General features: G+C 46.2%; 22 protein-coding genes. 14 read left to right on the top strand and 8 right to left on the bottom strand.

Annotated features, from left to right (window positions below; translation table 11 throughout):
* The first annotated feature begins 20 nt into the window (after window positions 1-20).
* From C7475_RS25645 to C7475_RS25630, 4 genes are all read left to right on the top strand, one after another.
* Entirely contained in the window at window positions 21-1,343 is a 1,323-nt protein-coding gene (locus tag C7475_RS25645) for an ABC transporter substrate-binding protein (RefSeq protein WP_110056270.1), read from the top strand.
* A gap of 362 nt (window positions 1,344-1,705) precedes the next feature.
* Window positions 1,706-2,770, top strand: a complete 1,065-nt coding sequence (locus tag C7475_RS25640) for a ligase-associated DNA damage response exonuclease (protein ID WP_233259962.1) — start codon at window positions 1,706-1,708, stop codon at window positions 2,768-2,770.
* A complete protein-coding gene (locus C7475_RS25635; RefSeq protein ID WP_110056269.1) occupies window positions 2,767-4,359 on the top strand; it encodes an ATP-dependent DNA ligase in 1,593 nt (530 codons plus the stop codon). The genes C7475_RS25640 and C7475_RS25635 overlap by 4 nt, the downstream gene beginning before the upstream one ends.
* 81 nt (window positions 4,360-4,440) lie before the next feature.
* Entirely contained in the window at window positions 4,441-4,944 is a 504-nt protein-coding gene (locus C7475_RS25630; protein ID WP_110056268.1) for an Lrp/AsnC family transcriptional regulator, read from the top strand.
* A 5-nt stretch (window positions 4,945-4,949) separates the two neighbouring features.
* Here C7475_RS25630 and C7475_RS25625 read toward each other — a convergent pair whose 3' ends face one another.
* Window positions 4,950-5,537, bottom strand: coding sequence for a hypothetical protein (locus tag C7475_RS25625; protein ID WP_110056267.1), 588 nt, complete (start codon window positions 5,535-5,537; stop codon window positions 4,950-4,952).
* A 72-nt stretch (window positions 5,538-5,609) separates the two neighbouring features.
* Between C7475_RS25625 and C7475_RS25620 the strand changes: the two genes are divergently transcribed.
* From C7475_RS25620 to C7475_RS25590, 7 genes are all read left to right on the top strand, one after another.
* Window positions 5,610-6,656: an LD-carboxypeptidase gene (locus C7475_RS25620; protein ID WP_110056448.1), complete on the top strand. Its 1,047-nt coding sequence runs from the start codon at window positions 5,610-5,612 to the stop codon at window positions 6,654-6,656.
* 142 nt (window positions 6,657-6,798) lie between these two features.
* Window positions 6,799-7,479, top strand: coding sequence for a hypothetical protein (locus tag C7475_RS25615; RefSeq protein ID WP_110056266.1), 681 nt, complete (start codon window positions 6,799-6,801; stop codon window positions 7,477-7,479).
* Between the two features lie 127 nt (window positions 7,480-7,606).
* Window positions 7,607-8,326, top strand: coding sequence for a hypothetical protein (locus C7475_RS25610; RefSeq protein WP_110056265.1), 720 nt, complete (start codon window positions 7,607-7,609; stop codon window positions 8,324-8,326).
* 8 nt (window positions 8,327-8,334) lie between these two features.
* Window positions 8,335-9,039, top strand: coding sequence for a hypothetical protein (locus C7475_RS25605; RefSeq protein ID WP_110056264.1), 705 nt, complete (start codon window positions 8,335-8,337; stop codon window positions 9,037-9,039).
* Window positions 9,040-9,079: 40 nt separating this feature from the next.
* Window positions 9,080-11,542, top strand: a complete 2,463-nt coding sequence (locus C7475_RS25600) for a ligase-associated DNA damage response DEXH box helicase (protein ID WP_110056263.1) — start codon at window positions 9,080-9,082, stop codon at window positions 11,540-11,542.
* 33 nt (window positions 11,543-11,575) lie between these two features.
* Complete coding sequence (gene pdeM, locus C7475_RS25595; protein ID WP_110056262.1) at window positions 11,576-12,223, top strand: ligase-associated DNA damage response endonuclease PdeM; 648 nt, start codon at window positions 11,576-11,578, stop codon at window positions 12,221-12,223.
* Window positions 12,223-13,122, top strand: coding sequence for a histone deacetylase (locus tag C7475_RS25590; protein WP_110056261.1), 900 nt, complete (start codon window positions 12,223-12,225; stop codon window positions 13,120-13,122). The genes pdeM and C7475_RS25590 overlap by 1 nt, the downstream gene beginning before the upstream one ends.
* A 31-nt stretch (window positions 13,123-13,153) precedes the next feature.
* On the opposite strand, the gene C7475_RS25585 is transcribed toward C7475_RS25590, so the two are convergent.
* Both C7475_RS25585 and C7475_RS25580 read right to left on the bottom strand, forming a co-directional pair.
* On the bottom strand, window positions 13,154-14,131 hold the full coding sequence (locus tag C7475_RS25585) for a hypothetical protein (RefSeq protein WP_110056260.1): 978 nt from the start codon (window positions 14,129-14,131) through the stop codon (window positions 13,154-13,156).
* 365 nt (window positions 14,132-14,496) lie between these two features.
* Window positions 14,497-15,249 carry a LexA family transcriptional regulator gene (locus C7475_RS25580; RefSeq protein ID WP_110056259.1) on the bottom strand — a complete coding sequence of 251 codons (753 nt, stop codon included), beginning with the start codon at window positions 15,247-15,249 and terminating at the stop codon, window positions 14,497-14,499.
* A gap of 111 nt (window positions 15,250-15,360) precedes the next feature.
* On the opposite strand from C7475_RS25580, the gene C7475_RS25575 reads away from it, so the two are divergent.
* Window positions 15,361-15,825, top strand: a complete 465-nt coding sequence (locus C7475_RS25575) for a hypothetical protein (protein ID WP_110056258.1) — start codon at window positions 15,361-15,363, stop codon at window positions 15,823-15,825.
* Window positions 15,826-15,916: 91 nt separating this feature from the next.
* On the opposite strand, the gene C7475_RS25570 is transcribed toward C7475_RS25575, so the two are convergent.
* The gene (locus tag C7475_RS25570; protein WP_110056257.1) at window positions 15,917-16,591 is read right to left on the bottom strand and encodes an SdpI family protein; all 675 of its coding nucleotides are present in this window, start codon (window positions 16,589-16,591) and stop codon (window positions 15,917-15,919) included.
* A gap of 274 nt (window positions 16,592-16,865) precedes the next feature.
* On the opposite strand from C7475_RS25570, the gene dinB reads away from it, so the two are divergent.
* Window positions 16,866-18,077: a DNA polymerase IV gene (dinB, locus tag C7475_RS25565; RefSeq protein WP_110056256.1), complete on the top strand. Its 1,212-nt coding sequence runs from the start codon at window positions 16,866-16,868 to the stop codon at window positions 18,075-18,077.
* A 13-nt stretch (window positions 18,078-18,090) separates the two neighbouring features.
* Complete coding sequence (locus C7475_RS25560; protein WP_110056255.1) at window positions 18,091-21,036, top strand: DNA polymerase III subunit alpha; 2,946 nt, start codon at window positions 18,091-18,093, stop codon at window positions 21,034-21,036.
* Between the two features lie 74 nt (window positions 21,037-21,110).
* Here the strand turns inward: C7475_RS25560 and C7475_RS25555 are convergent, their stop codons facing one another.
* The 4 genes from C7475_RS25555 to C7475_RS25540 form a co-directional block, all read right to left on the bottom strand.
* Window positions 21,111-22,433: an aspartate kinase gene (locus tag C7475_RS25555; protein WP_110056254.1), complete on the bottom strand. Its 1,323-nt coding sequence runs from the start codon at window positions 22,431-22,433 to the stop codon at window positions 21,111-21,113.
* Window positions 22,434-22,511: 78 nt separating this feature from the next.
* Entirely contained in the window at window positions 22,512-23,585 is a 1,074-nt protein-coding gene (locus C7475_RS25550) for an Ldh family oxidoreductase (protein ID WP_110056253.1), read from the bottom strand.
* Window positions 23,586-23,645: 60 nt separating this feature from the next.
* Window positions 23,646-23,960, bottom strand: a complete 315-nt coding sequence (locus C7475_RS25545) for a DUF3467 domain-containing protein (RefSeq protein WP_110056252.1) — start codon at window positions 23,958-23,960, stop codon at window positions 23,646-23,648.
* Between the two features lie 87 nt (window positions 23,961-24,047).
* Window positions 24,048-25,388 (bottom strand): SusD/RagB family nutrient-binding outer membrane lipoprotein, encoded by a 1,341-nt coding sequence (locus tag C7475_RS25540; protein WP_158286618.1) that lies wholly within the window; start codon window positions 25,386-25,388, stop codon window positions 24,048-24,050.
* Window positions 25,389-25,394 lie beyond the last annotated feature (6 nt).

Genomic DNA, 25,394 nt, shown 5'->3' with positions numbered 1-25,394 from the left:
TTTTGTAATTAATCATCGCTATGAGTAAATCCAAAATATGCAGTCTGATGGTCACTGCATGCGCACTGACCATTGTGCTGTCTGCATGTTCGCTGTTCAAAAGCAGCAGCAGCAGCCCTACTGCTCCGCCAACAACTGTCACAAAGCCTAAGGAGGAAGAAAAGAAAAAGGAAGAGAAAAAGAATGAAGAAAAAGCAGCCCCTTTCAACGTACCGGCTTTTGCCCGTGAAGTAAAAAAAGGCTCCTACAACATTGCGCTCTTTGCTCCGCTCTACCTTGATTCTGTTTTCACCAATGGTACAGAAATTTCCGGCCGTACGTTGCCACGTTACGTATTGCCAGGCCTTGATTTTTACGAAGGCGCCCAGCTGGCACTGGACAGCCTGCAACAGCAGGGCGTAAAGCTCACTGTAGCCGTATATGACAGCAAGTCCCGCGCTAACAGCATCGAGAACTTAAAGAGAGTTAAAGCCCTGGATAGTGTAGACCTTATTATTGCTGCAGTAAGCTCTCCTGAAATTCAGGAGCTCAGTAATGTGGCCAGACAGAAAGAGATCAACCTCGTGTCTGCTACCTATCCTAATGATGGCGGTATCACAGCCAATCCTTTCCTGCTGATCACCAACAGTATGCTCCGCACGCACGGTGAAGCCCTTCAGCGTTACCTGCAGGAAACATTCGCTAATAAGAATATTCTGTTGCTGCACCGTAACAGTGCTTTTGAAAAACGCCTCGCTGCCGATTTCAAAGCTGACTACGAGAAACTGCAGAACCCGAAGAAATCACATATCCGTGAAGTGATCTGGAGCGATGCCATGACCGATGGAGAACTGTCCCAGTTCCTGCTGACGGACAGGCCCAATCTCTGCATCGTTACGGCCCTGGATGAGGCCAATGCAAAGGCCATCCTGCGTAAGCTCAGTGTACAAACAGCTACTTATCCTATTCAGATCTACGGTATGCCTACCTGGGATATCATGAAATTTAAAGAGCCTGAATTCAAGGATATGCAGATCTACTACACCTCTCCTTACTTCAATGATAAGACGGATTCCTACAGCAGGTATATCACTGATTATTTCAAACGTATTTACAAATCACGTCCGTCCGACATGGCTTTCAAAGGCTTCGAGCTGACCTGGTATTTTGTAAAACAGCTGAATGATAAAGGGGTTTATTTTAATGCCGGCCTGAACGATCCTTCCAAAAAGGTGTTCAACAACCTTAATTACCAGCCGGTATACCTGAAAGATGGCGCTACCATGCCAGACTACTTTGAAAATAAGAACATTAATATCATACAGAAGAACGACAGCGCTGATGTGAAGATGAATTTTCAGTAAGCATTGTTTTGCTTCTTCAATGGAAAGGGTGTCCGCTTATGGCGAACACCCTTTTACTTTTTCATGAATTAATTGAAAGGGGTTACATTGAGGAGACAGACCGGGCGGCTTTCGGTAAATAGTTGTTTGTGTCTTTCTATAGTATAGTATCAGAAAGTGCTTAAATCGGGGTGCTATGATATAAATTTCTCCACCTCAACCCGTCATTATAGCCTATTAAGTTCACCTAAAATGGACGCATGAGGCACATAAAAAGCACACATCCCCCATAACCACACTGGATTTACAGGTATTTTAAAACTTTTTTTCAGCGATTTCGTCCGTCATGTCAAAATAATATCAGGATCAGGGTCTATTCGCGCATGAAAATTGTATACTTTGCCTTTATGCAGGTATTACAGTTTACGGATAAAGGTATTTACTGCCCGGCAGGTGATTTTTATATTGACCCCTGGCAGCCCGTAGAGCGGGCCATTATCACCCACGCACATTCCGACCATGCCCGCTATGGTAACAAACATTACCTCTGTCATCATGATAGTGTTGCACTTCTTCAGTTACGGCTTGGCCAGGATATCAGCGTACAGGGTATTGCCTTCGGCGAAACTATCCGGTATAATGGCGTAACAGTATCACTGCATCCCGCAGGGCATATTATCGGATCGGCCCAGGTACGGGTTGAACAGGAAAACGAGGTATGGGTTTTCAGTGGTGATTATAAAGTAGAGAATGACGGTATATCCGGACAGTTTGAACCGGTACGCTGTAATACGTTCATCACTGAATGTACCTTTGGCCTTCCTATCTATAACTGGCAGCCGCAGGCTGTTATCTTCAGCAATATCAGACAATGGATACAGGACAACCAGGCGGCCGGTAAGAACAGCGTGCTGTTAGGGTATAGCCTGGGAAAGGCTCAACGGCTGTTATATAATCTGAGAGATGTGACGGAGCAGATATGGGCGCATGGGGCTATTTATATTCCTCACCAGTTACTGAGAGAAAAGGGCTGGGACCTGCCGGAGATCCATCGTATTACCCCGGATACACCGCCTTCTGCGTATAAGAACAATCTTATTATCGGCCCTCCGTCTGCAGCAGATTCCTCCTGGATGCGCCGCTTTAATCCATATGCATTGGGCGTATGCAGCGGATGGATGCAGATAAGGGGAAACATGCGCCGCCGTAATGCAGACGCCGGCTTTGCCTTGTCGGACCATGCCGACTGGACAGGGTTGCTGCAGGCAGTAAAAGCTACTGGTGCGGAGAAGGTCTATACCACGCATGGCTTCAGCAGTGTTTTCGCCCGTTACCTGACGGAAAACGGGATCCCTGCACAGGAAGTAAAAACGGAATATGGCGATATGGATGAAGAAACTGGTATCCCGGAAACCGTTAATAGTGAGAGCAATAATACTCCGTTATGAAAGAATTTGCCGCACTCATAAAAATATTAAGCAATAGCACCAAGACAAATGAAAAGCTGGACGCCTTAAGCCGCTATCTGGCTATTGCAGACGCTCCTGACCGGCTTTGGGTATTGGCGCTGTTCACCGGCCGTCGGCCAAAACGTACGGTCAACGCCACTCAGCTCAGTAACTGGTGCCTGCAAATGACAGGCTTACCTGCCTGGTTATATGAGGAGTGTTATCATACAGTAGGCGATCTGGCAGAAACAATTGCCCTGCTGCTTCCTCCCGGTAAAAGCATATCTGTGCATCCGTTGCACTACTGGATCGAACAGCTCATACAACTTGAGAAAGCCGAAGAACCTATTAAACAGGCCTTTATTCTCAAAGCCTGGGAAGAACTTGATACCAGTGAGCGATTTGTGTTCAATAAGCTGATCACAGGCGGTTTCCGCATTGGCGTGTCGCAGAAGATGATGGTGAATGCGCTGGCGAATACCTATCACATTCCCGCCCCTACCATCTCGCATATGATCAGTGGGAACTGGGACCCTCAAAAGACCACTATAGAGGCCTTGCTCAGCGAAAACATTACAGAGGCCGACGCTTCCAAACCCTTTCCTTTTTACCTGGCTTATGCCCTGGAGAATGACCCGTCAGAACTGGGTACTCCGGAACAATGGCAGGCGGAATGGAAATGGGATGGGATTCGCGGACAGATCATCAAACGTAATGGTCAATTGTTCGTATGGTCGCGTGGGGAAGAGCTGATCACTGAAAAGTTCCCCGAATATCAGCCACTTCTGGAAATACTACCGGAAGGCACGGTACTGGACGGAGAGATACTCACCTTTGCAGATGGCTTCCCCCTTCCCTTCCAGACATTACAAACCCGTATAGGACGGAAGAATGTAACCAGGAAACAATTACAGGAAGCGCCCGTGGTATTCCTTAGTTATGACTTGCTGGAATGGAAAGGAGAAGACATACGTACAACGGCATTGCAGGAACGTCGTTTACTTTTGGAGCAGGTAGTGGAACAGATCAATCATCCGGCACTACGCTTGTCGCCAGCTATTACCTTCCACGACTGGGAAGAACTGGCCCGGTTCAGGATGCAGGCACGGGAAAAAGGCAGTGAGGGATTGATGCTGAAAAAGCTGGACTCTACCTACCAGGTGGGCCGCAAACGTGGCGACTGGTGGAAATGGAAGATCGATCCGCTTACCATCGATGCCGTCATGATCTATGCCCAGAAAGGACATGGGCGCCGTTCCAATCTATATACAGACTACACCTTTGCAGTCAGGGACGGAGATCAGCTGGTATCATTTACCAAAGCTTATTCCGGCCTGACCGACAAAGAGATCAATGAAGTAGATAACTGGGTAAAAAGGAACTCGATCGAGAAATTTGGTCCGGTCAGAACGGTCAAACCGGAACTCGTGTTCGAGATCGGCTTTGAGGGAATTGCTGCATCCAACAGGCATAAGTCGGGAGTAGCGCTGCGTTTCCCCCGTATACTCAGATGGCGGAAAGACAAACCTCTTGCTGAGATCAATACCCTGGAAGATCTGCAGCAACTACTGCAAACACATAAACAATAAGGATTTTTGAAGGAATATTGAAGCAAATTAGTATATTGTACTTAATTTTGCTTTTGAAACGGAACATTATTCTATACTGACATGAATAACCTGGGAAATACCAAAAAAGATAACGCAACTGAAAACATTGCGCTGGATGAAAAGGACATTGCCATTCTCCAGTTATTGGAGGAAGATGCCAAGATGACCATCCGCGACCTTGCTGCAAGGCTCAATCTGAGCGCCACCCCTGTCTATGAACGTATCCGTAAAATGGAGCAGGCCGGCGTTATCAGACAGTATGCCGCTATTGTTGATCCCAGTAAGATTGATAAAGCCCTCACCGTACTATGTTACATTTCCCTGAAAGAACATGGTAAAAAAGCAGGTTCTAAATTCATTAAGGAAATCACTTCCTTCCCTGAAGTAATGGAATGCCTCAACATCTCCGGTCAGTTTGATTTCATGCTGAAGGTGCAGGTAAAAGACATGCTTGCCTATCATGAGTTCAACGTAAACAAACTGGGAGAGCTGGATAATATCCGTCACATGGAGAGCGTATTCGTAATGTCAGTGATCAAGGCTACCCACCGGGTGGTATATTAAGCTACCTACAGTTTTTCAAAGCCTTCATAGCCGGGGAAAAGAATATAAGTATTGATGCTTTCCCCTTCCGGATGAATAGTAATAGCGGTACATACCTGTCTACTACCTTTTGCTGTTGTCATTTCAAATGCGATACCTTCTTTTTTCACATCGTAAAGTGTGATCTTTCTGCCCTTCGTTTTATCCTGATATTGTGCCACGACTTTGATAGCGGGATGTAGTTTTTTTACTTCAATATAAGAGCTCCCTACTTTCAGTCCTCTTGCTGTTTTAAAGGATGGTGTATTTACACGGATCTGTTTTACCACCATCGCTTCTTTACCATTGGTTTCTTCTCTTACAGAGTAAACAGCCAGGTAACGGGAGGAATCGATGCTATTATCTTTTTTGTGGCTGTACCATATACCCCAGGCTTTTCCCATAGCGGCGTCTCCTCCATCTGCTGGCCCGAGCAGTGTAGCCATCTCTTCGGTCGTAGCACCTATTTTTGTGTTTCCGATATACTTGCCCGGTTCTATTTTCCAGGCTGTCTGTGCCATTGCCGGTGCTATCATCAGCAGTAATGCCGCCCCTAAAATGTAAAGGTGTTTCATAGTTCTTCTTTTATGCAAAGAAAACAAAAAACAGGCCACATCGCTTTTATAAATAATGCTTACATTAATATTATGAATCGTAAACACTTCCTGTCAGCACTTGCCACCACAACAGGACTCATCACCTTACCGTCACTCAGCCGTTTACAACAGGCCGCTGCCGCCATGCAGCCACATGAAGAAAGGTCCCTTATTCCTCCCTATCTCAAACGCGGCGATACTATCGGCATTACATGTCCTGCGGGACACATCACATTTGATGAAATAAAACCGGCTATCAACATCATGCAAAGCTGGGGTTTTAAAATACGTGTAGGCAGCACTGTTGACAAAAGCGATTTCAGTTTCGGAGGTACAGATCAGGAACGCCGGCAGGATATGCAACAAATGCTGGATGATCCGGGTATTCACGCTATTATGTGCGCCCGTGGCGGTTATGGAAGTGCGCGTATTATAGATCAGCTGGACTTCTCCCGTTTCATACAACAGCCAAAATGGATCATCGGTTTCAGTGATATCACCGTGTTGCATTGTCATATTAATCGTCTGTATGGCATTGCTACTTTACACTCAAAAATGTGTAATAGCTTTCCGGATGATTTCAGCAAGGCAGAACCGATCGTACAACAAACAATTTCATCTATCAGAGATGCATTGTCCGGCCAGCAATTGCACTATACTACTTTTTCTGACTCACGCAATCGTATAGGCAGTGCCAAAGGTATTTTAGTCGGCGGCAATCTGTCTATGATCCAGAGTGTACTAGCCACTAATTCCGAGTTAAATACTAATGGTAAGATCCTTTTTCTTGAAGAAGTAGGTGAATACTTATACAGTCTTGACCGCATGTTCAACAGCCTGCAGCGTGCACATAAACTGGACAATCTCGCCGGATTGATCGTAGGCGGTTTTAACCGCATTAAACCCGATGATCCTGGAGAAGAATTTGGAAGAACGGTGTACGATATTGTGATGGAGAAAGTAAGGGATTTTAAGTATCCGGTATGCTTTGGTTTTCCTGTAGGGCATCAGAAGGATAATTATGCATTGAAGTGTGGTGTGATGCATCAGTTGGTGGTCGGGCAGCAGGAAGTGGCGCTGGATGAGGTGAGGGGGTAAATGCTCGAATATAAGTATCTGAAATAATTAGGGCTCAGTTACCTGAGCCCTAATTCGTTTACCTGATTACGTTTCCACGAAGGAAAGAGGCTTTATCAGGCCTGTATGATACAAATATAGTTTTTTTCTCGAAATTGCTCAAATGAAAATAATCTTAAGAAATCAATATCTTTCACGTCAGCGCTTCAATAGATACCTTATTGCTACGGGCAATAATAACAAAAGAGCAAAGAGTCTCTATGCAGCGAATATAAAGTTGGCACAGGCTTTCCATCCGGTTTTAAGCCAATTTGAGGTCGTTTTTCGCAATGCACTAAACACAAAGTTAGCTACATATTTTAGAGATCCCGATTGGATCATTAATCAAAAAAGAGGCTTTATGAGTAACCCTATATTGGCCAGATCACAATTCTTCCTACGTAGCTCTGTTGAAAAGGCTGAAAACAATCTACGTTATAAATCTATTCCAATTACGGCAGGTAAAATAATATCCGACCAGATGTTTGGCTTTTGGCTCGCGTTCTTTGTTCCTCACCACTATTCACTAGTAAGCGGACAGCCAATTTACATTTTTCCCAATAAGCCTTCAGGGGAAAACAGAACTAGTTTACATCAGAAATTAGAAGATATTAAGAATTACAGAAATCGAATGAACCATTGTGAGCCACTTTGTTTCAATGCAAACGTTATCGATTGCTCTCACGCACTAGCAATAAGAACTTTGCTATATCAGCTTATAGATTGGATGGATCCTGCATTAAGATCTTATTTCGAAAGCATAGATACTATCCAATCAAAAGCAGAACGGATTATGCGAATATAAATGAGGCCTCAAAATAGTATAATATCAGGTTTACTGTAGATTACCTGTCCCTTAAGCCCCATGTAGCTCTCTTGTGTTTGTTTTTACTAACCCATCTTCTTATCTTACAGTAGCAATCCCACGACCCATGAAAAGACATCTGACGCTGTTAATATTCTGTATTACTGCCCTCATTTCCTGTTCAAAAGATGATGAAAGTCCCGTCTTAAGAGGAGGTACCTATTCCAACAACGGCCTTGCTGTTGCTGGCCCGATTACCTTGTACGTTGGCGATAAAACCATCACTGAAAGAAACTTCATCCATAGCTTCCTGGAAAGAAGGGCTGATTACTGGCTGAAAGACAGCACTTTCAACGAATATACGGGGACGAACATCAGGTATTACCCCACGTCGTTAATCATCAAGGGTGATAGTATTGCAATTGATACAGTCTCTCTCATCGATAAAGACACCTTTTACATCAACACTCTTTCCAATAATACCAAGCTATTGGTATCCAAAAGGGTACATCAGGTAAACCCCACACTGTGGGGAGACTTAGGTTGTGCGAACGTCGGGAAATACATCCGGCGGAATCCTGCGTCCTATCACTGTACCTACTTTGATTATCCTTACTACAACAGCTCCTGCACGGGCCACAAACAGTTTCAGTTAAATATAGAAAATGATCATATCGTAATTCCGGTATTGACATATTACTTTATCAGACCTGTTGCTCCTGGTGTTAATTGCTATACCAATGAACGTTACATCAACGATGATTTTAACACGGACATACAGCACAAATTACGTCCGGAAGATACGTTGGCCGTGCAAACCTATTTTGTAAAACTCTACAAGCAATAACATTCAATATGAAAAACTCCCTGTTACTGATATGCGGGTTATTAATTAGCTATAGCTGCGGTAAGGACGATATGCCAACTATATCTGCCGGTAATTTTGAAAGTACTGATATGATCAAAAATGATCCCGTAGTTTTATATACCAAAGGTCAAGTCATTACAGATACGCTCTTCATTAAGAACTTTCTTGAAAGAAATCAGGCATCCACAACGTTCGACTTTCATGCCGGCGCGGTCACATCTCCCATTCAGGTATCATTTAATAATAGTGTTGCCGACAGTGCCTATTTAACATACAACTCCGATGCCGGCCGCGGGGAGTATATCTTCAGCCAGGTTAATTACAAAAATAATACAGCAATATTTACAACACGCGATCGTCTATGGACACCTGCTGCGGAAGATGGCGAGTTGAGCTGCACAAATGTTCATGCAGGCATCCGCCAATATCTGCTGCCGCCTGATTGTGCTCCTGCAGGTGGAATAGGCGACTGGACATGTCATGCACAGTATCAGATCCCGATTATGATGATTGGAAATGATATTGCCATTGTTGTTCTCAATTACTACTTCAGCAGTAAATCGGCAACTTCATACTGTAAAAGTGGGGAGAGATATATTCTTGCCCAGTTTAATGAAGATGCGCTGAAAACGATCCATACGGAGGATACACTGGTGGTGCAGACGAGGACACTGGTGTTGGAGAAGAAGTAGACATTGACATGTCCATCCTTTTCCCTAATTTCATTACCCAATGAAAAACAAAGCGCGCGGATGGCAAGTGATAACAGAATGGCTGGCTGCAAGGGACAGAAAGCCTTTTACATTCCAGGAAGATGCCTGGAAACATTACCTGCAAGGCAGATCAGGCCTTGTAAACGCCCCTACCGGTTACGGTAAAACCTTCTCTCTCTTCCTGGCTGTAGTGATCGACTGGATCAACCAGCACCCGGAAGATTATCAGCGGAAAACGAAGAATGGCCTGCAAATGCTCTGGATCACCCCGTTAAGAGCATTAGCTAAAGACATTGCACGGGCAATGGAAGAAGTGCTACAGGAACTGGATATGTCCTGGCAGGTAGGCATACGCAGCGGGGATACCCCCGTGTCTACCCGTCAGCAACAAAAGAAACAGATGCCGGAGATACTCATTATTACTCCGGAAAGCCTGCACCTGCTGATGGGACAAAAAGAATATGCGAAAGTCTTTACCCATCTGACGACTGTAGTAGCCGATGAATGGCATGAACTGTTGGGCAGCAAGCGCGGCGTAATGGTAGAGCTGGGGCTTAGCAGGCTCCGCGGACTAACGCAGAAGGCGGGCAGACCTCCACTTAAAGTATGGGGCATCTCAGCTACGATCGGAAATCTGGAAGAAGCCCTGGATGTATTATTGGGGAAATCAGATCCGAAGGCAGTGATCGTGCGGGCCAAACTGGATAAGAAGATCGAACTGAAAAGCATCCTGCCGGATGAGATCGAGAAATTTCCCTGGGCTGGTCACCTGGGTACAAAGTTGCTTTACAAAGCACTCCCGGTGATCATGAACAGTAAGACTACCCTCATATTTACAAATGTCCGTTCTCAGACGGAAATATGGTACCAGGAAATATTACGCCAATGTCCTGACCTGGCTGGAGCTATTGCTATTCACCACGGATCAATTGACGCCGAGCTTCGCGTATGGGTGGAAGAGGCCTTACACACCGGTGTACTGAAAGCTGTTGTTTGTACTTCCAGCCTTGACCTGGGCGTGGACTTCCGGCCTGTGGATACGGTGATACAAGTGGGCAGTCCGAAAGGCGTAGCCCGCTTCCTGCAAAGAGCAGGCAGAAGTGGTCACCAGCCCGGCGCTACCAGCAAGATCTGGTTCCTGCCAACTCACAGCCTGGAACTGGTAGAAGCGGCAGCGCTGAAAGCTGCGATGGAAGAACAGCTGGTAGAAAGCCGGATGCCTGTTCTGCTGGCCTTTGACGTGTTATTGCAATACCTGATGACACTTGGCATATCAGATGGCTTTCATGCTTCAGAAATATGGGAAGAGGTAACCGGCACATTCTGCTTCCGCGATATGACGGAAGATGAATGGGGCTGGATCTTATCTTTTCTATCCACCGGTGGAGAGGCGCTGTACAGTTACGATGAATTCAAAAAGCTGGAAAGGGAGGGCGACTTTTTCATTTGCCGTAGCCGTATGCTGGCCATGCGGCACCGTCTGCATATCGGCACCATCGTCAGCGATGCGATGCTAAAGGTAAAGTTCATGGCAGGAGGTTTCATCGGTATGATCGAGGAATGGTTCGTAGCCCGTTTGCAACCGGGTGATGCCTTCAGCCTGGGAGGCCGTAACCTGGAATTTGTGATGATCAAAGACATGACCGTACTTGTACGGAAGTCTAATGCCAAAAGGGCCATTGTGCCCAGCTGGATGGGAGGAAGATTACCACTTTCGGCTAACCTGGGTAGAATATTACGTCAAACTTATAACGATGCACTATCAGGCCAATCGGATATGCCGGAGATCAAAATACTGCAGCCTCTTTTCGACCTGCAGGAACAATTGTCTCACGTACCTAAAGACAATGAACTGCTGATAGAAATGATCCATACACGGGACGGTTACCACATGTTCGTTTATCCTTTTGAAGGGAGGCTGGTACATGAAGTAATGGCGGCATTGCTGGCCTATCGGATCAGTAAACGGCAGCCTATTACTTTTTCCATGGCAATGAACGACTATGGATTTGAACTGCTGTCCGACCAACCTATACCAGTCAGCGATGGGGATGTGTATGACCTGTTCTCATTGGAAGATCTTGGCATAGATCTGCAGGCCAGTGTGAACTCGACAGAAATGGCCCGCCGGAAGTTCCGGGATATTGCGGTCATTGCCGGTCTTATATTCCAGGGTTATCCGGGTAAGCATAAAGCGAGCCGTCACCTGCAATCGTCCGCCTCTCTCCTGTTCAATGTGTTCAGGGATTACGATCCGCAGAACCTGTTATTGCGACAGGCGTTCAATGAAGCGTTCTTCTACCAGATGGAAGAAGCCCGTTTGCGGGAGAGCCTGGACCGTATCTATAACAGCAATATTGTAATTACAGAACCTTCCGCGCTGACACCGTTCTGTTTCCCGATCAAGGTAGACAGTCTGAGGGAGGAACTGACCAGTGAAAAACTGGAAGACAGGATCAAAAAAATGCGTCCACAGATATAGTTTAGCAGAGATGCTGTAGTTTTACCGGAGATTATGGAGGAAGTGATTTACAGACACCAGGACCAGACCTGGCATTTATCTGCCCACAAGGCTATTTTCTGGAAAGAAGAACAGGCACTGATCGTGTCTGACCTGCATCTGGGTAAATCCGCCCATTTCAGGAAAGCGGGAATAGCTGTTCCCGCCAATATCGGGCAGGACGACCTCTATCGCCTGCAATTACTCATTACCGCATACGAACCTTCCCAGATCATTATTGTAGGAGACATGTTCCACAGCCGTGAGAACAATGATGTGCCTTACTTTAAACTGTGGCGTCAGCAATTTGCCCATATCAGTTTCAAACTGGTAAAAGGCAATCACGATATCATGCCGGCAGCTATTTACGATTCGCTGAACGTTGAGGTGTTTGACACGCTGGTGATCCGTGATATTCATTTCATACACGAACCTTGCTATGAAGAAGATGCACAGGGTTATACTTTCTCCGGGCATTTACATCCAGGCATTATCGTTGCTGGGGCCGGGCGGCAACGCTTACGGTTGCCCTGCTTCTACTTCGGACGGCATTGCAGCATTTTGCCCGCTTTCGGGCGTTTTACGGGCCTCGCGATGCTGGAGCCGGAAGTTGACGAGGCTGTATTCGTTATCGCTGAAAACAGCGTCTTAAAAGTCAATTAATGCTGGTCGCCTACGATCCTATATATGCACACCCTTTACCGGAAGGTCACCGGTTCCCGATGGTCAAATATGAGCTCATTCCGGCACAGCTATTACGGGAAGGTGTGATCACCGAAAGACAGCTGCATACACCCGCACCGCTGGATGAAGCCACCATCCTGCTTACCCATACGCCGGAGTATTGGCATAAGTTACAATATCAGTTATTGTCTGAGAAAGAGCAACGCCGTATCGGCCTGCCACAGTCGCCGGCACTTACTTTAAGGGAGATCGTGATCTGCCAGGGAACGATAGATTGTGCACTGCATGCACTGGACCATGGTGTAGGGCTTAATGTGGCTGGAGGAACTCATCATGCGTTTGCTGACCATGGTGAGGGTTTCTGTTTGCTGAATGATTTCGCTGTTGCTTCCAACTACCTCTTACAACAGCGGCTGGTTAAACAGGTACTGATCATCGACCTGGATGTACATCAGGGGAATGGCACAGCCGCACTCCTTGCAGGCCGACCGGATGTGTATACTTTCAGTATGCACGGTGCACATAATTATCCTTTCCATAAAGAAATTTCAGATTGGGATGTACCTCTTCCTGATGGAATGAATGATAGCGATTATCTGCGTACACTGCGGGACTGTTTAGCTGTACTGATCGACAAGGTAAAACCTGACTTTGTGTTTTATCTTTCAGGAGTAGATATCCTGCAAACAGACCGTTATGGCAAATTGCAGGTCACACCACAAGGATGTCGTGAACGGGATGAGCTGATCTTTCGGACCGTGAGGAAACATCACATTCCCTGTGCAGTAGCAATGGGCGGTGGATATTCGACACATATCCGGGATATTGTCAATGCACATTGCAATACGTTCAGGGCAGCGGCGGAGATATTGGGATAGCAGTCATTATCGGGTCATACGAAAATAATTATCAGACGTTACCTTTAGAGAGATCTACAACAGACCATCCATGTCCATTTACATCCCCTGCGCCTGAATTTTTGATCCAATCACCCGTTGAGTCTTTAGCTCTTACAGGGCTAAGATGTCCCAGGCCACCTACAGATTCAATTCCTACCCTGGCATCGTAAAGGCCCTTTGATATAGGAGTAGGTGGAGCTTCCGTAGTAGTAGCAAAATTGTTATAATGAGGATCTGGCTTAGATTGAATACTACTGTTGGTACCGGCATCACCAATGTAATAATTGGAACTCGAAGCGTCAATTAACTCAATAAGATTATTGACAGCATCCACGCAGATTTCAGCTGAAGTCTTTGTTGCCGTGGCATTTGTTGCACTGTCAAGTATATTCTTCAGGAATGCGATACCCATGACCTGTGCTGTAATATCTCTTGTTGTAAGTATCTTTATCCAATTCTCCATCTGGGCATACATATTAACCTTTACAGTAGCACTCTTATTTGCAAAGTTCACGAGTGTATTTTCTACATCGTCAATAGAGTTCTTATGACAGATAGCACAATTGTTTGTGCTAAGCCAGTTATTACTACGCAATTCGTACAGCGCTTTTACCTTACCCAGGGCCTCCAGTTTTTTCTCATGAGCATTCATTGCTCCATAGGTAAATATATCGTCAATAATCGCCTCCTGCACGGGCTTTGTTGTTCTCTTGGCAGGTCTCCCATTGGTCAGCACCACAAATGTCTTTCCCGGATCTACTTCCACCGGATATCTCTGCGCGACAGCATTATTAACCTGCAGCTGCACAACCGCTCCACTTGTTGCTTTCATCTGAACAGCTGATGCTGATGCGATCTGCGCTCCTTCCTTCTTACTGAACTGAAAGGGGGAGACTGCCGGTAAGGCAATACCTGCAGATGATCTGTCATTGGCAGCAGCGGTTTTAGAATCGGGAACGGGCTGGGTTTTCTGTAGTTGCAGTGGCATAATCAGGGATATTCATTTGTCATGATAACTCATAAAATCCGCTAGTGACGCAATCAAACAGACGTCAATGTAGCGGATCCATATAAATGTACGAAATTATCCCATTCTCCCGATAGTTCCGGCAATTGCCTTAACAAATAACGAAGCGGCGCTCTTACAGTGAGGAGCATCCAACGGAGTATTCGTTTTAGATGCACCTCACTGTGAAAGCGCCGCTTCAAATATCTGATAAGTCAGTTGTGATAACATCAGAGGGGATCTAACAATAAAAGTTTTCTGACTATAGTCACTTGTCAGTGTTTTCCGTTTACGACAGAAACAAACAATCACAACAACAATCTATAATTTCTTTCTGTGGATTGATCTTAGTCTTTGATCCGCTTCTTCAGCATACTTACCTGGTCCTGCAGATGGCTGACCATATCGGCCAAATGGTTCACGCTCAGACGGCTTTGCTGTCCCATCTTACTAATAACCGCATCTGATTGCCAGAGTTCAAGTATTTCATCCATGCCTACTGCATAAGGCTCGTATTGTGGGTTGTCTGACACCAGCGTAACCTTTCCTTTGGTACGGTTGCTTTTCAGGACACGTTTATAAACAATGCCTTCACGGCTGGTTACGACTACATAGGCTTCATTGTTACGGATTTCATCCCAGCCATCTACTTTATGGCAAACGATCACTGATCCGGAAGGGGTTGGTAACATGGAATCACCTGCAATCTCGAATGCTCTGTAGCTGCCTGCCCCCATCATGGGGAGTGTGAAAGTGTTCAGTTCTTCAATAAATTCATCATCGTTGTAGCCTGCCAGGTATCCTGCCGCAGCTTTTACGGGAACGAATTCTATCTGCTGACGATCATTCGCCATTTTCTGTTGCCTGCGTTTTTCCAGGAAGCTTTCTTTTTGGGAACCGACATCACGACGTAAGAGGTCGTCAATGGATACACGGAACATGTCACTGACCAGTTCAAGCACTTCGGTGCGGGGTTCTGCACGTTCTTCTTCGTAAGCGCCTAACAGGGAACGTTTAATCCCTAATTTATCAGCAAACTCCTGCTGCGTCCAGCCTTTCTGCTTGCGCAGGAACTTTAAATTGCGGCATACTACTGACATAATCTAAATAATTTAGTACGATACTAACAAAATTAGTATATAATTTTTATAATTACCAAATATATTCCGGTCAGCTTGACTTATTTTTGCCCGTAAATCCAACTCAATATTATGCATAACACGTTGTTATTTATTCACTCGCTGTTAAGGTGGGCAATCGTACTGGCTGGACTATGGGCCGTGATCCGTGCATTGAAGGGCGTTAGCGGTAAGACTCCTTTTACCGGCGCTGATAATAAAGCAGGCCTATTTTTCATGATCTTTCTTGATACGCAGTTACTGATAGGTTTATTACTGTATTTCGTAACCAGCCCTCTGGGAGTAAAGGCATTCCAGACAATGGGTGGTGCCGTTATGAAAGATTCCTATTACCGTTACTTTGCTGTTGAGCACATATTTGTGGCTATCGTAGCTATTGCACTTGTACACATCGGTCGTGCGAAAGTGAAAAAAGCAACGCTGGATGCACAGAAGCATAAAACATCCCTGATCTTCTTTGCTATTGCGCTGATATTACTGGCATCACGTATTCCATGGCCAGGTACATTCGCCGGCGTGGGAAGAGGCTGGTTCTAATACAACTCTTAGTATATATCATAAAAGAAAAAGGCTGTCACGCTTACCGCGGACAGCCTTTTTCTTTTATGATTAAGGACCACTATTGTTCTTATCCTTTATCCGTATTGAACAGCCGGTAAGAATAAATATAAGGCAACGCGGCAAGGATACCTCCGATAAAGATCAACAGGAACGTGCCCGTTACTACCGGCAGGAAGAATCCTGCGGCAATCATGACAACACCTGTACATAACCAGAGATTGCCGGCGAATGCATGCGTTTCCCGCCAGATGTCGTCACTCTTTAATGTCCAGGGCGTTCGTACCCCTATAAAATAGTTCGGCTCAAGCCGTCTCAGATAAATTCCTATTACACCTATCAGTAATCCTACGCCCGTAAATACCCAACGCTCTACGACAAATGGATGGCCCTGACTAGCCATAAAAATGATAGCAGCGGTGAAAATTGCCAGGTAGATATGGATCATGAAACGGATCTGGTAATATTTCCGGTGAAATACAGCCATGTCCTGGTGTTGCATATCCGGCTCATCCACATGCGGAATATACCGGAACAGAAAATATAACAGGAGGTTAGTAAGGAACAGGAACGTCATCAGCAGTAGAAAATCACTCTTGGTACCTACCCGGTCGGCAACTCCATTTACATTGAAATTAGTCGGCATGACATCCGGCATAGAGGGCCAGATAATTCCCAGATAGACCATGGGTAATAACAGTAGCAACAATAACAACAGTTCCTGGCCAATATCAGGCTTTTTCATGAGAAAGTGTTTTGTTTGAAAGTAAGTTGACAAATACTGTACCTGCTTACGGCACCTACTTAATTAACCATTATCCCCGGCAATTTGTTATTGATTGGTTATAGTTACTAACATTATTAGCACAAACTAAAAATATTAGTAAATTTGATACAGATCTACGGTCCATGGGCGATAGTCTGGTACCGGCAGCGTATCATAACCTATGTCGCAACCGCTGCCATGCGCCGGCTATTGCCTGTGTACCGTAGGTCATCCGTGAACCATTATTAAGCTTATGATTTCTTTGCACAGGTCCATCGCTCACTTCGACATGGACAGCTTCTTTGTATCAGTAGAATGCAGGGATGACAACAGCCTGAAGGGAAAGCCTTTGCTGATAGGCGGCGTGAGTGATCGCGGCGTAGTTGCCTCTTGCAGCTACGAGGCCCGCCGTTACGGCATTCACTCCGCCATGCCCATGAAAATGGCGTTAAAACTATGCCCGCATGCCATTGTCAGGAAAGGCGATATGGAGAAATACAGCGAGCTTTCCCGGGAAGTGACCGAACTCATAGCCGAAAAGGCGCCACTCTACGAGAAATCTTCTATCGACGAATTTTACCTGGACCTGACAGGCATGGACAAATTCTTCGGCTCCATGAAATGGACCGCCGAACTACGCCAGCATATTATGAAGGAAACACAGCTACCAGTTTCCTTCGGATTAGCATCCAATAAAATGATCTCCAAAGTGGCTACCAACGAAGCCAAACCAAACGGACAAATGGAGATCTGCTTCGGAGAAGAAAAAGCTTTCCTCGCTCCCATGCCCGTGGAAAAACTACCCATGGTGGGTAAAGAAACAGCCGGTCAGCTCAGACGCCGGGGTGTAGAAACAGTAAAAACACTGAGCGAAATACCCATTGCCCTCCTGGAAGCATGGCTGGGGAAGAATGGTATTTCCCTATGGAATAAAGCCAATGGCATCGACGAGTCGCCCGTTGTGCCCTACCATGAACAAAAATCTATCTCTACGGAGAACACCTTCTCTTCTGATACTATAGATATGCAATTCATTCATGCAGAACTGGTCCGCATGACAGAAAAGATCGCTTTTGAGCTCCGCCAGCAGGACAAACTTACCGGCTGTGTGACAGTGAAGATCCGCTATTCAGATTTTGAGACCGTAACTAAACAAATGACCATCCCTTATTCCGGTAGCGATCATATTCTCCTGGAAAAAGTAAAAGAACTGTTTAATAAACTCTACGACAGAAGACTGCTCATACGTCTGATAGGCGTACGTTTCAGTCACCTGGTACAGGGTAACTACCAGATCAGCCTGTTCGACGATACACAGGAAATGATCGCACTCTACCAGGCCATCGATAATATCAAAAACAGATTCGGCTGGCAGTACCTTATGAAAGGTACCAATGCTGTCCCTCCATCAAAAAGAGGAACGGTTAAAAAACCTGATGTCATGCCTTATCCTAAAGTGAGATAAAACGCCTGCTGATATGTATCTCAACTGCAAAACATTCTTCAGCCTGCGCTATGGCACCATCGATACAAAAGACCTTGTCAGGATGGCCCGGGAAACAGGCGTCACGTCACTGGCGTTGACCAACATCAACATTACATCTGACACCTGGAACTTCGTTAAAGAATGCCAGGAGCAAGGCATTAAACCTATTATAGGATTGGAATGCAGGAATGAACATGATTTCAAATACGTCCTCCTGGCACGTGATACAGAAGGATGGTTTTATATCAACCGCTTCCTGTCCGATCACCTGCATAAATCTTTGCCTTTCCCTGACCGCGCGCCTGCATTTCCCGGCGTGTTTGCCATCTACGCCTGGGGCACCGTTCCGCTGGCTGACCTGTATGCGCATGAACTGGTTGGCATTCGCCGTCGTGAGATCAATAAATTGTTCCGCGTAGACACTCTCTCCTACCAGGACAAACTGGTCATTCTGCAGCCCGTTACTTTCCAGGATGCAGATCATTATGAATTGCATCGCATATTACGTGCTGTAGACCAGAACATCCTTATCAGTCAGTTGCAGGCCCATACTACTGCTCAACCGGATGAACAGTTTCTTTCGCCAGCTGCATTATTTGACTGCTTTGAACAATACCCGCACATCATCAATAATACCGTGCGGATCATGGATGCCTGTCAGATCAATTTTGACATCAAAGCTCCCCGCAATAAAAAGTATTTTACGAGCAGTGAAGCGGATGATCATGCACTGCTCCGCCACTTAGCTTATGAAGGCATGCTTAAACGCTATGGCCCCGACAATGCAGAAGCGAAAGCACGTATAGAAAAAGAACTGGATGTAGTACAGGCACAACACTTCAATTGCTATTTCCTCATCACCTGGGATATCATCCGTTATGCACAGGAACGGGGTTTCTTCTATGTAGGCAGAGGCAGCGGGGCTAACTCTATCATTGCATATTGCCTTAAGATCACCGATGTAGACCCCATAGAACTGAATCTTTATTTCGAAAGATTCCTGAATCCTTACCGAAGCTCTCCTCCCGATTTTGATATCGATTTTTCATGGCGGGACAGGGATGAGATCATTGACTATGTTTTCAAAAAATATGGTAATGCACACACAGCCCTGTTGGGCACAGTTACTACGTTCCAGCAGAATGCCACCATCCGTGAGTTAGGTAAAGTATATGGTTTGCCCAAACATGAAATAGATAAGATACTGGACACGCCTTTCGCGCCCGATCTTTCCGGAGACAGTGTACAGAAAAACATACTCCGCTACAGTCAGCTAATGTCCGGTGCAAAAGCTTTCCCCAATCACCTCAGTATTCATGCAGGTGGTATCCTGATCAGTGAAGCACCCATTCATCAGCATTGTGCGACTTATATGCCTCCCAAAGGTTTTATCACCGCACAGCTGGACATGCATCAGGCAGAAGCGATCGGGCTGTTTAAATTCGACATACTTAGCCAGCGAGGTCTGGGACATATCAGAGATGCAATATCTATCATCAAAGAGAACAAAGGAACTGACATCGACATTCACGATGTGAAAACATTCATGCAAGACCCGAATGTACAACATGCGTTGAAAACAGTTAACACCATCGGCTGCTTCTATATTGAGTCGCCCGGTATGCGGCAGCTGCTTCTGAAGCTGCAATGTGAGGATTACCTTACCCTTGTAGCTGCCAGCTCTGTAATACGTCCTGGCGTAGCACAATCGGGAATGATGCGACAGTATGTGTACAACTATCGTAACCAGGATAAAGTCGTATACCTGCATGAGATCGTGAAGCGGGTATTAAGTGAAACTTTTGGGATCATGGTATACCAGGAAGATGTTATTAAAATCGTGCACGAATATGCTGATATGGACCTTGCAGATGCTGACATTCTGCGTAGGGCCATGGCTGGTAAGTACCGTGGGCAGGGCGACTTTCAGAAGATAGAACATCAGTTCTTCTCTAACTGTAAACGACTGGGGCGGCCTGATGATGTAACGCAAGAACTCTGGCGGCAGATAGCCAGTTTCTCGGGCTTCTCGTTTTCAAAAGCACACTCCGCAAGTTTTGCGGTGGAGAGTTATCAGAGCCTTTTCCTGAAGACATATTTTCCTGCGGAGTTTATGGTAGCAGTTATTAACAACTTCGGCGGCTTTTATAACAGGGAGTTGTATTTCCGGGAATTACAAAAAACAGGTGCAGTCATCAAAGCACCCTGCATCAATAACAGCGACTATTACACAAGAATAACAGGCAATACTGTTTATACCGGCTTCATTCATATTGAAGGACTGGAAACAAAATGGATGGAACAAGTATTGGAGGAACGCAAGCAATATGGGTCTTACACCAGTCTTGAAGATTTTGCTGCACGTATTGCACCGCCGCCGGAACAACTGGATATACTCATCAGGATAGGCGCTTTTAACTTTGACACGTATACCAAGAAAGAACTATTGTGGAAGAGCAGCCTGTTACTGAAAAGTAAAGCACCATATGCAGAACATATACAACCGCTATTCCAGGAGCAGATACCCAATTGCCAGTTGCCGATGTTGTCATACCATGAGCACGAACATGCATTCGAAGAAATTGCATTACTCGGTTTTCCGCTGTGCTCTCCGTTCGATATCCTGCAGCACGAGCAGAGCAGCTATGTCCCTGCAAGAGATTTTAAGGCTCATAAAGACAAGATCATCTCTACGTTGGGATACTTGGTATGTACGAAGGGTATTCATACCAGCAAGGGCATTCCTATGTGTTTTGGCACTTTCATGGATGTGAACGGCCACTATATTGATACGGTACATTTCCCTGATATTCTCAGGAAATATCCTTTCCAGAAAGGCGGGTTCTATATGCTGCAGGGCAAGGTGACAGAAGAATACGACGTATATACGATAGAAGTAAATTACATGCGCAAGATCGGGTACTTTGAGGATAAGTGATCGCTCATACGTCATAAAAAGCAAAGGGAACATCAGCAGATGCTCCCTTTACTTTTTATATACTTTTCCAGCTACTATTCCAGGTTGAACAACCCTTTATTCAGCAGCTGTAATGTTTTCTCTTTGTGCTGTCCGCCTATCAGGATAGAAATATTATGACGGCTGCCTCCGTAGGAGATCATGCGCAGTGGCACTTCATTCAGCGCATCGAACAGTTTCTTCAGGATGGAAGGCGTAGCAGCTACTTCATTACCCACAATAGAAACTATTGTCTGGTGATGGTCCAGTTCAACGGAACCGAAAGGCTGTAATTCCTTCAGCAGTTGATCCAGGTAAGGCGTATTTTCTATAGTCAGTGATACGGCTACTTCTGAAGTAGTGATCATATCAATAGGCGTACGGTATTTCTCAAATACTTCGAAGATCTTGCGGAGGAACCCGTAAGCCAGCAGCATACGGCTGGATTTGATCTTGATAGCGATAATACCGTCTTTTGCAGCGATCGCTTTTACGCCATCACCGTTAGGCAGTTCGGTAATGATAGTACCTCTTGCTTCCGGCTGCATGGTATTCAGCAGCTTTACAGGGATGTTGAAATGCTGCGCTGGCCAGATAGAAGCAGGATGCAGGATCTTGGCGCCGAAGTAGGCCAGTTCTGCTGCTTCATCAAAAGACAGCTGTTCGATCGGGAAAGTTTTCTTAACTACTCTCGGATCGTTGTTGTGCATACCATCTATATCTGTCCAGATCTGTACTTCGCTGGCCTGTATGGCAGCGCCGATCAGGGAAGCAGAATAGTCGCTGCCACCGCGTTTCAGGTTATCTATCTCTCCTCTTGCGTTACGGCAGATGTACCCCTGAGTAACAAAGACAGTGTTTCCTTTATGTTTTTCCAGCAGGTTGCCCAGCTTTATCTTGATCTTCGGGATCTCTGGTTCTTCGTATTCATCGATGCTCATGAATTCCAGCGCCGGCAGTAATACTGCCTCTACGCCAGCTTCCTGCAGGTACACGCTGAACAGGCGGGTGGACAGCAGTTCACCTTGTGCCAGTATATCCTTGTTCAGCGCTTCGTTGAAAGATATCTTAAGAATGATGTTCAGGAACTCGAAATGTTCATCAACAACAGCAGTAGCCTTGGCACGTGCGCCGTCCTGCTTGACCAGGGCCTCGCAAAAAGTTCTGTAATGTGCTTCCAGCTTGTCTATCTGGCCTTTTGCCTGTTCTTTTTTACCCTCGGAAAGGGATTGACCGATTTCTACCAAAGCATTGGTAGTACCGGACAATGCGGACAATACTACTATTTTAGGAGTATTATCAGCAGTCACCAGACTGGCCACGGCATGCATACGTTCCGGTTTACCTACAGACGTACCACCAAATTTTAAGATCTTCATTACTGTTGAATTGTTATATGTTTGACGCTACAAGATATTGTGCTTAAAAAGCCGCAAGTTCGGGTCTTTATAGCGACTTTAAAAATTCAATTTAAATTTTCCTGCTACTTCCTGCAGATCTTTCACTACCGGGTCCAGTAAGGGGATACCTGCGGTACGCCTTTCCTTTTCCATTTCCCGTTCAGGATCTCCGGGTATCAGCACCTGTTCTCCTGCTACAGGCGTGGCCTGGCGGAAACGGTTGATCCATTTGTCCATATGTTCCTTGAATTCGTCGGCCGGGCGGAATGCGTCCACCCTCATAGCTCCCAGGAAATGGCCCAGTCCCTCTCCTACCGGATCGGGCGCCAGGGGCAGGAAGCTAACAAAAGGCGGGGCCCAGGGCCCGTAATTGGCGCCGGAAAGCACAGCAGAGAAAATATCCACAATAGCCCCGAGGCAATAGCCTTTATGGCTACCATGGTCACGGTCGCCACCCAGTGGCAACAGCGCTCCGCCCGATTTCAGTTCGTGCGGGTTTGTGCTGGAATGACCATCCTTATCCTGGATCCAGCCGGTAGGCGCTTCTTCGCTTTTCCGCTGGAGGATCTCCAATTTGCCATTGGCAGCCGTGGTAGTGGCAAAGTCGGCCACGAAAGGCGGCTGTTCTTTAGCCGGTATGGCCACCGCAATAGGATTTGTGCCCAGCATACGCTCGGTGGCGAAAGTCGGGGCTACCAGCGGACTGGCATTTGTCATGGCCATCCCGATCATATCTTTTTCCAGGGCCATCATAGCATGCTGGCCTGCTATACCGAAATGATTGGAATTTTTCACGCTTACCCAGCCACTGCCCACTGCGGCCGCTTTCTCGATGGCCACTTTCATGGCGAAAGGCGCAACTACCAGTCCCAGACCGGCATCACCGTCAACAACGGCCGTACTGGGTGTTTCATGTACCACACGTACGTTGGGCGTAGCATTGATCCTGCCGGCTTCCCATAATCTCACATAACCTGTAAGGCGGGCTACTCCGTGGGAGTCTATGCCCCGGAGGTCGGCGGATAACAATACTTCACTGGCTGTGTCGGCATCCTGTGGGGGACACCCCATTTTTATAAATACTTCCCTTGTAAATTCCCGCAGATGGGGATAGGAGAATGTTTGGCTCATCGTCGATTAGTCCTGTTTCCTGTATATAGTTTCCGTGTGGTGCTTCTGCAGAAGGAACGCTTATGCCTGGGCAGTAGGTCCGCCAAAATTCATGGGCAGGGAAACAGGGTCCTGGTCCTGAATAGCTCCATGTACAGATTCGTATTTCTTAATATTATCCACCATGGCTCTCATGAAGCGTTTGGCATGTTGAGGAGTCAATATGATACGTGACTTTACTTTAGCCTTAGGCAGTCCGGGCATCACATTTACAAAATCCACTACGAACTCCGCATTGGAATGGGTAATGATCGCCAGGTTGGCGTATACACCTTCTGCTATTTCCTCGCTCAATTCAATATTAAGCTGCTGCTGTTCTTCCTGCTGATTTTCCATATTATTTGCTTTTGCGCTACAAATGTAAAAAAGAGACCTTAAAATGAAAGGTCTCTTTTTCAAACGACGGTACAAGGATGAATACCGTTATTGTGCATCCCACCATACGCGGCGTGTCAGCCTTGTATTGGCAGGTGTATTAGAATTATAGCGGACTTCACTGCTTGGATAGAACAAAGAACGAGGCAGCTGGCCATCCAGCACGTTACCGTCAGGAGCGGTTAACACGGGGAACCCTGTTCTGCGCCAGTCGCTCCATACCTCGGGACTGAGGAACAGGGCGATATATTTCTGGGTGATAATATCACTCAGTGTAATGTTCGCGGCTGTTCTGTCCACTTCGGTCAGATAACTGTCATCATTAATAGTCCTGATCAGGTTTGCAGCTACTGCGGCATTATAGGCGGCGGCTGCTCCTGCAGGATTGTTATTTCTTAATTGCAGTTCTGCCTCAATGAATTTCAGCTCGTCGTAAGACATGAAGTACACCGGTGAGTTGGGAGAACCATATAATGTTCCGAGGGCGCTGGGATCTCCCGGATCGTAATACACTTCATACCGGGGATCGCCGGCTGCATCCATGATGTCGTTCAGGTGGCCGGTGAATATAATATCGGCACGCTGCGTATTGAACTGGTACCACGGCGCCTGTGTAGTAGTGGCATTACTTCCGATAAACCTGACAAAGGCGCTTTCACCTTCTTGAAAACCATCGTCAATTTCTGCCAGTGCTTTGGCCAGGGCCGTATTGTCCACCTTTACTGTATGCAGATAAAACTTGGCCTTCAGTGAGTGGGCAAACTTAAGCCATTTGTCCAGGTCTCCTTCAAACAGGAGATCGTCATTGGCATTTGGCTGGAAAGGACTGCCATCATCTTCTTCGAGCGATTCAATGGCCTCGTCCAGGAGCCTGTGCAGGGTGGCATAAATAGCTGCCTGGTTGTCATACCTGGGCTGGGAATTGCCAAGTCCCTGGAAAGCTTCCGTATAAGGTACATCGCCCCAAAAATCACTCACCTGGCCAAGATCGTTCGCCATCAGGATCTTACCGACTGCCGCATAATGTCCCTGACCGGCAGCGGTAGCAATAGTTATCAATGTGTCGATATTTGTCATAATGGCGCCATAGAAGCCGGCATACCACATGTTATCCACATCGTCGGGCGTGATATTGTAGATGTTTGCGCTGGCCGATTGGTTCGCGGCGCCTGTTACCTGCTGCATAAAGAGGGCAGGAAAACGGGAAGCGTCGCCTCCCCAGGTATAGGCGCTCTGCAGGATCACACCTGGTAGCAAGGACGTTGCCGTCGGATTCCTTAACTGGGAAGGGTTATCATTGATACCGTTATAAAAATAGTCTTTCCGGCAACCCTGCGATATAGTAAGCAGGAATAATACTGGTAGTATATATTTAGTAATTCGTAACATGGTCAT

It is taken from the genome of Chitinophaga sp. S165 (assembly GCF_003182155.1).
In the GTDB taxonomy this organism is placed as follows: Bacteria; Bacteroidota; Bacteroidia; order Chitinophagales; family Chitinophagaceae; genus Chitinophaga.
The sequence above is the reverse complement of the archived record's forward strand: the minus strand, read 5'-3'. Positions and strand labels throughout refer to the sequence as shown.

What these genes read in the sequence shown, in the direction of transcription:
- pdeM (WP_110056262.1), top strand. Translation starts at nt 11,576, where the DNA reads ATGGAGGAAGTGATTTACAGACACCAGGACCAGACCTGGCATTTATCT.
- C7475_RS25575 (WP_110056258.1), top strand. Translation starts at nt 15,361, where the DNA reads ATGCATAACACGTTGTTATTTATTCACTCGCTGTTAAGGTGGGCAATC.
- C7475_RS25640 (WP_233259962.1), top strand. Translation starts at nt 1,706, where the DNA reads ATGAAAATTGTATACTTTGCCTTTATGCAGGTATTACAGTTTACGGAT.
- C7475_RS25635 (WP_110056269.1), top strand. Translation starts at nt 2,767, where the DNA reads ATGAAAGAATTTGCCGCACTCATAAAAATATTAAGCAATAGCACCAAG.
- C7475_RS25645 (WP_110056270.1), top strand. Translation starts at nt 21, where the DNA reads ATGAGTAAATCCAAAATATGCAGTCTGATGGTCACTGCATGCGCACTG.
- C7475_RS25620 (WP_110056448.1), top strand. Translation starts at nt 5,610, where the DNA reads ATGAATCGTAAACACTTCCTGTCAGCACTTGCCACCACAACAGGACTC.
- C7475_RS25570 (WP_110056257.1), bottom strand. Translation starts at nt 16,591, where the DNA reads ATGAAAAAGCCTGATATTGGCCAGGAACTGTTGTTATTGTTGCTACTG.
- C7475_RS25600 (WP_110056263.1), top strand. Translation starts at nt 9,080, where the DNA reads ATGAAAAACAAAGCGCGCGGATGGCAAGTGATAACAGAATGGCTGGCT.
- C7475_RS25545 (WP_110056252.1), bottom strand. Translation starts at nt 23,960, where the DNA reads ATGGAAAATCAGCAGGAAGAACAGCAGCAGCTTAATATTGAATTGAGC.
- C7475_RS25550 (WP_110056253.1), bottom strand. Translation starts at nt 23,585, where the DNA reads ATGAGCCAAACATTCTCCTATCCCCATCTGCGGGAATTTACAAGGGAA.
- C7475_RS25540 (WP_158286618.1), bottom strand. Translation starts at nt 25,388, where the DNA reads ATGTTACGAATTACTAAATATATACTACCAGTATTATTCCTGCTTACT.
- C7475_RS25585 (WP_110056260.1), bottom strand. Translation starts at nt 14,131, where the DNA reads ATGCCACTGCAACTACAGAAAACCCAGCCCGTTCCCGATTCTAAAACC.
- C7475_RS25630 (WP_110056268.1), top strand. Translation starts at nt 4,441, where the DNA reads ATGAATAACCTGGGAAATACCAAAAAAGATAACGCAACTGAAAACATT.
- C7475_RS25625 (WP_110056267.1), bottom strand. Translation starts at nt 5,537, where the DNA reads ATGAAACACCTTTACATTTTAGGGGCGGCATTACTGCTGATGATAGCA.
- C7475_RS25610 (WP_110056265.1), top strand. Translation starts at nt 7,607, where the DNA reads ATGAAAAGACATCTGACGCTGTTAATATTCTGTATTACTGCCCTCATT.
- C7475_RS25560 (WP_110056255.1), top strand. Translation starts at nt 18,091, where the DNA reads ATGTATCTCAACTGCAAAACATTCTTCAGCCTGCGCTATGGCACCATC.
- C7475_RS25605 (WP_110056264.1), top strand. Translation starts at nt 8,335, where the DNA reads ATGAAAAACTCCCTGTTACTGATATGCGGGTTATTAATTAGCTATAGC.
- dinB (WP_110056256.1), top strand. Translation starts at nt 16,866, where the DNA reads ATGATTTCTTTGCACAGGTCCATCGCTCACTTCGACATGGACAGCTTC.
- C7475_RS25580 (WP_110056259.1), bottom strand. Translation starts at nt 15,249, where the DNA reads ATGTCAGTAGTATGCCGCAATTTAAAGTTCCTGCGCAAGCAGAAAGGC.
- C7475_RS25555 (WP_110056254.1), bottom strand. Translation starts at nt 22,433, where the DNA reads ATGAAGATCTTAAAATTTGGTGGTACGTCTGTAGGTAAACCGGAACGT.
- C7475_RS25615 (WP_110056266.1), top strand. Translation starts at nt 6,799, where the DNA reads ATGAAAATAATCTTAAGAAATCAATATCTTTCACGTCAGCGCTTCAAT.
- C7475_RS25590 (WP_110056261.1), top strand. Translation starts at nt 12,223, where the DNA reads ATGCTGGTCGCCTACGATCCTATATATGCACACCCTTTACCGGAAGGT.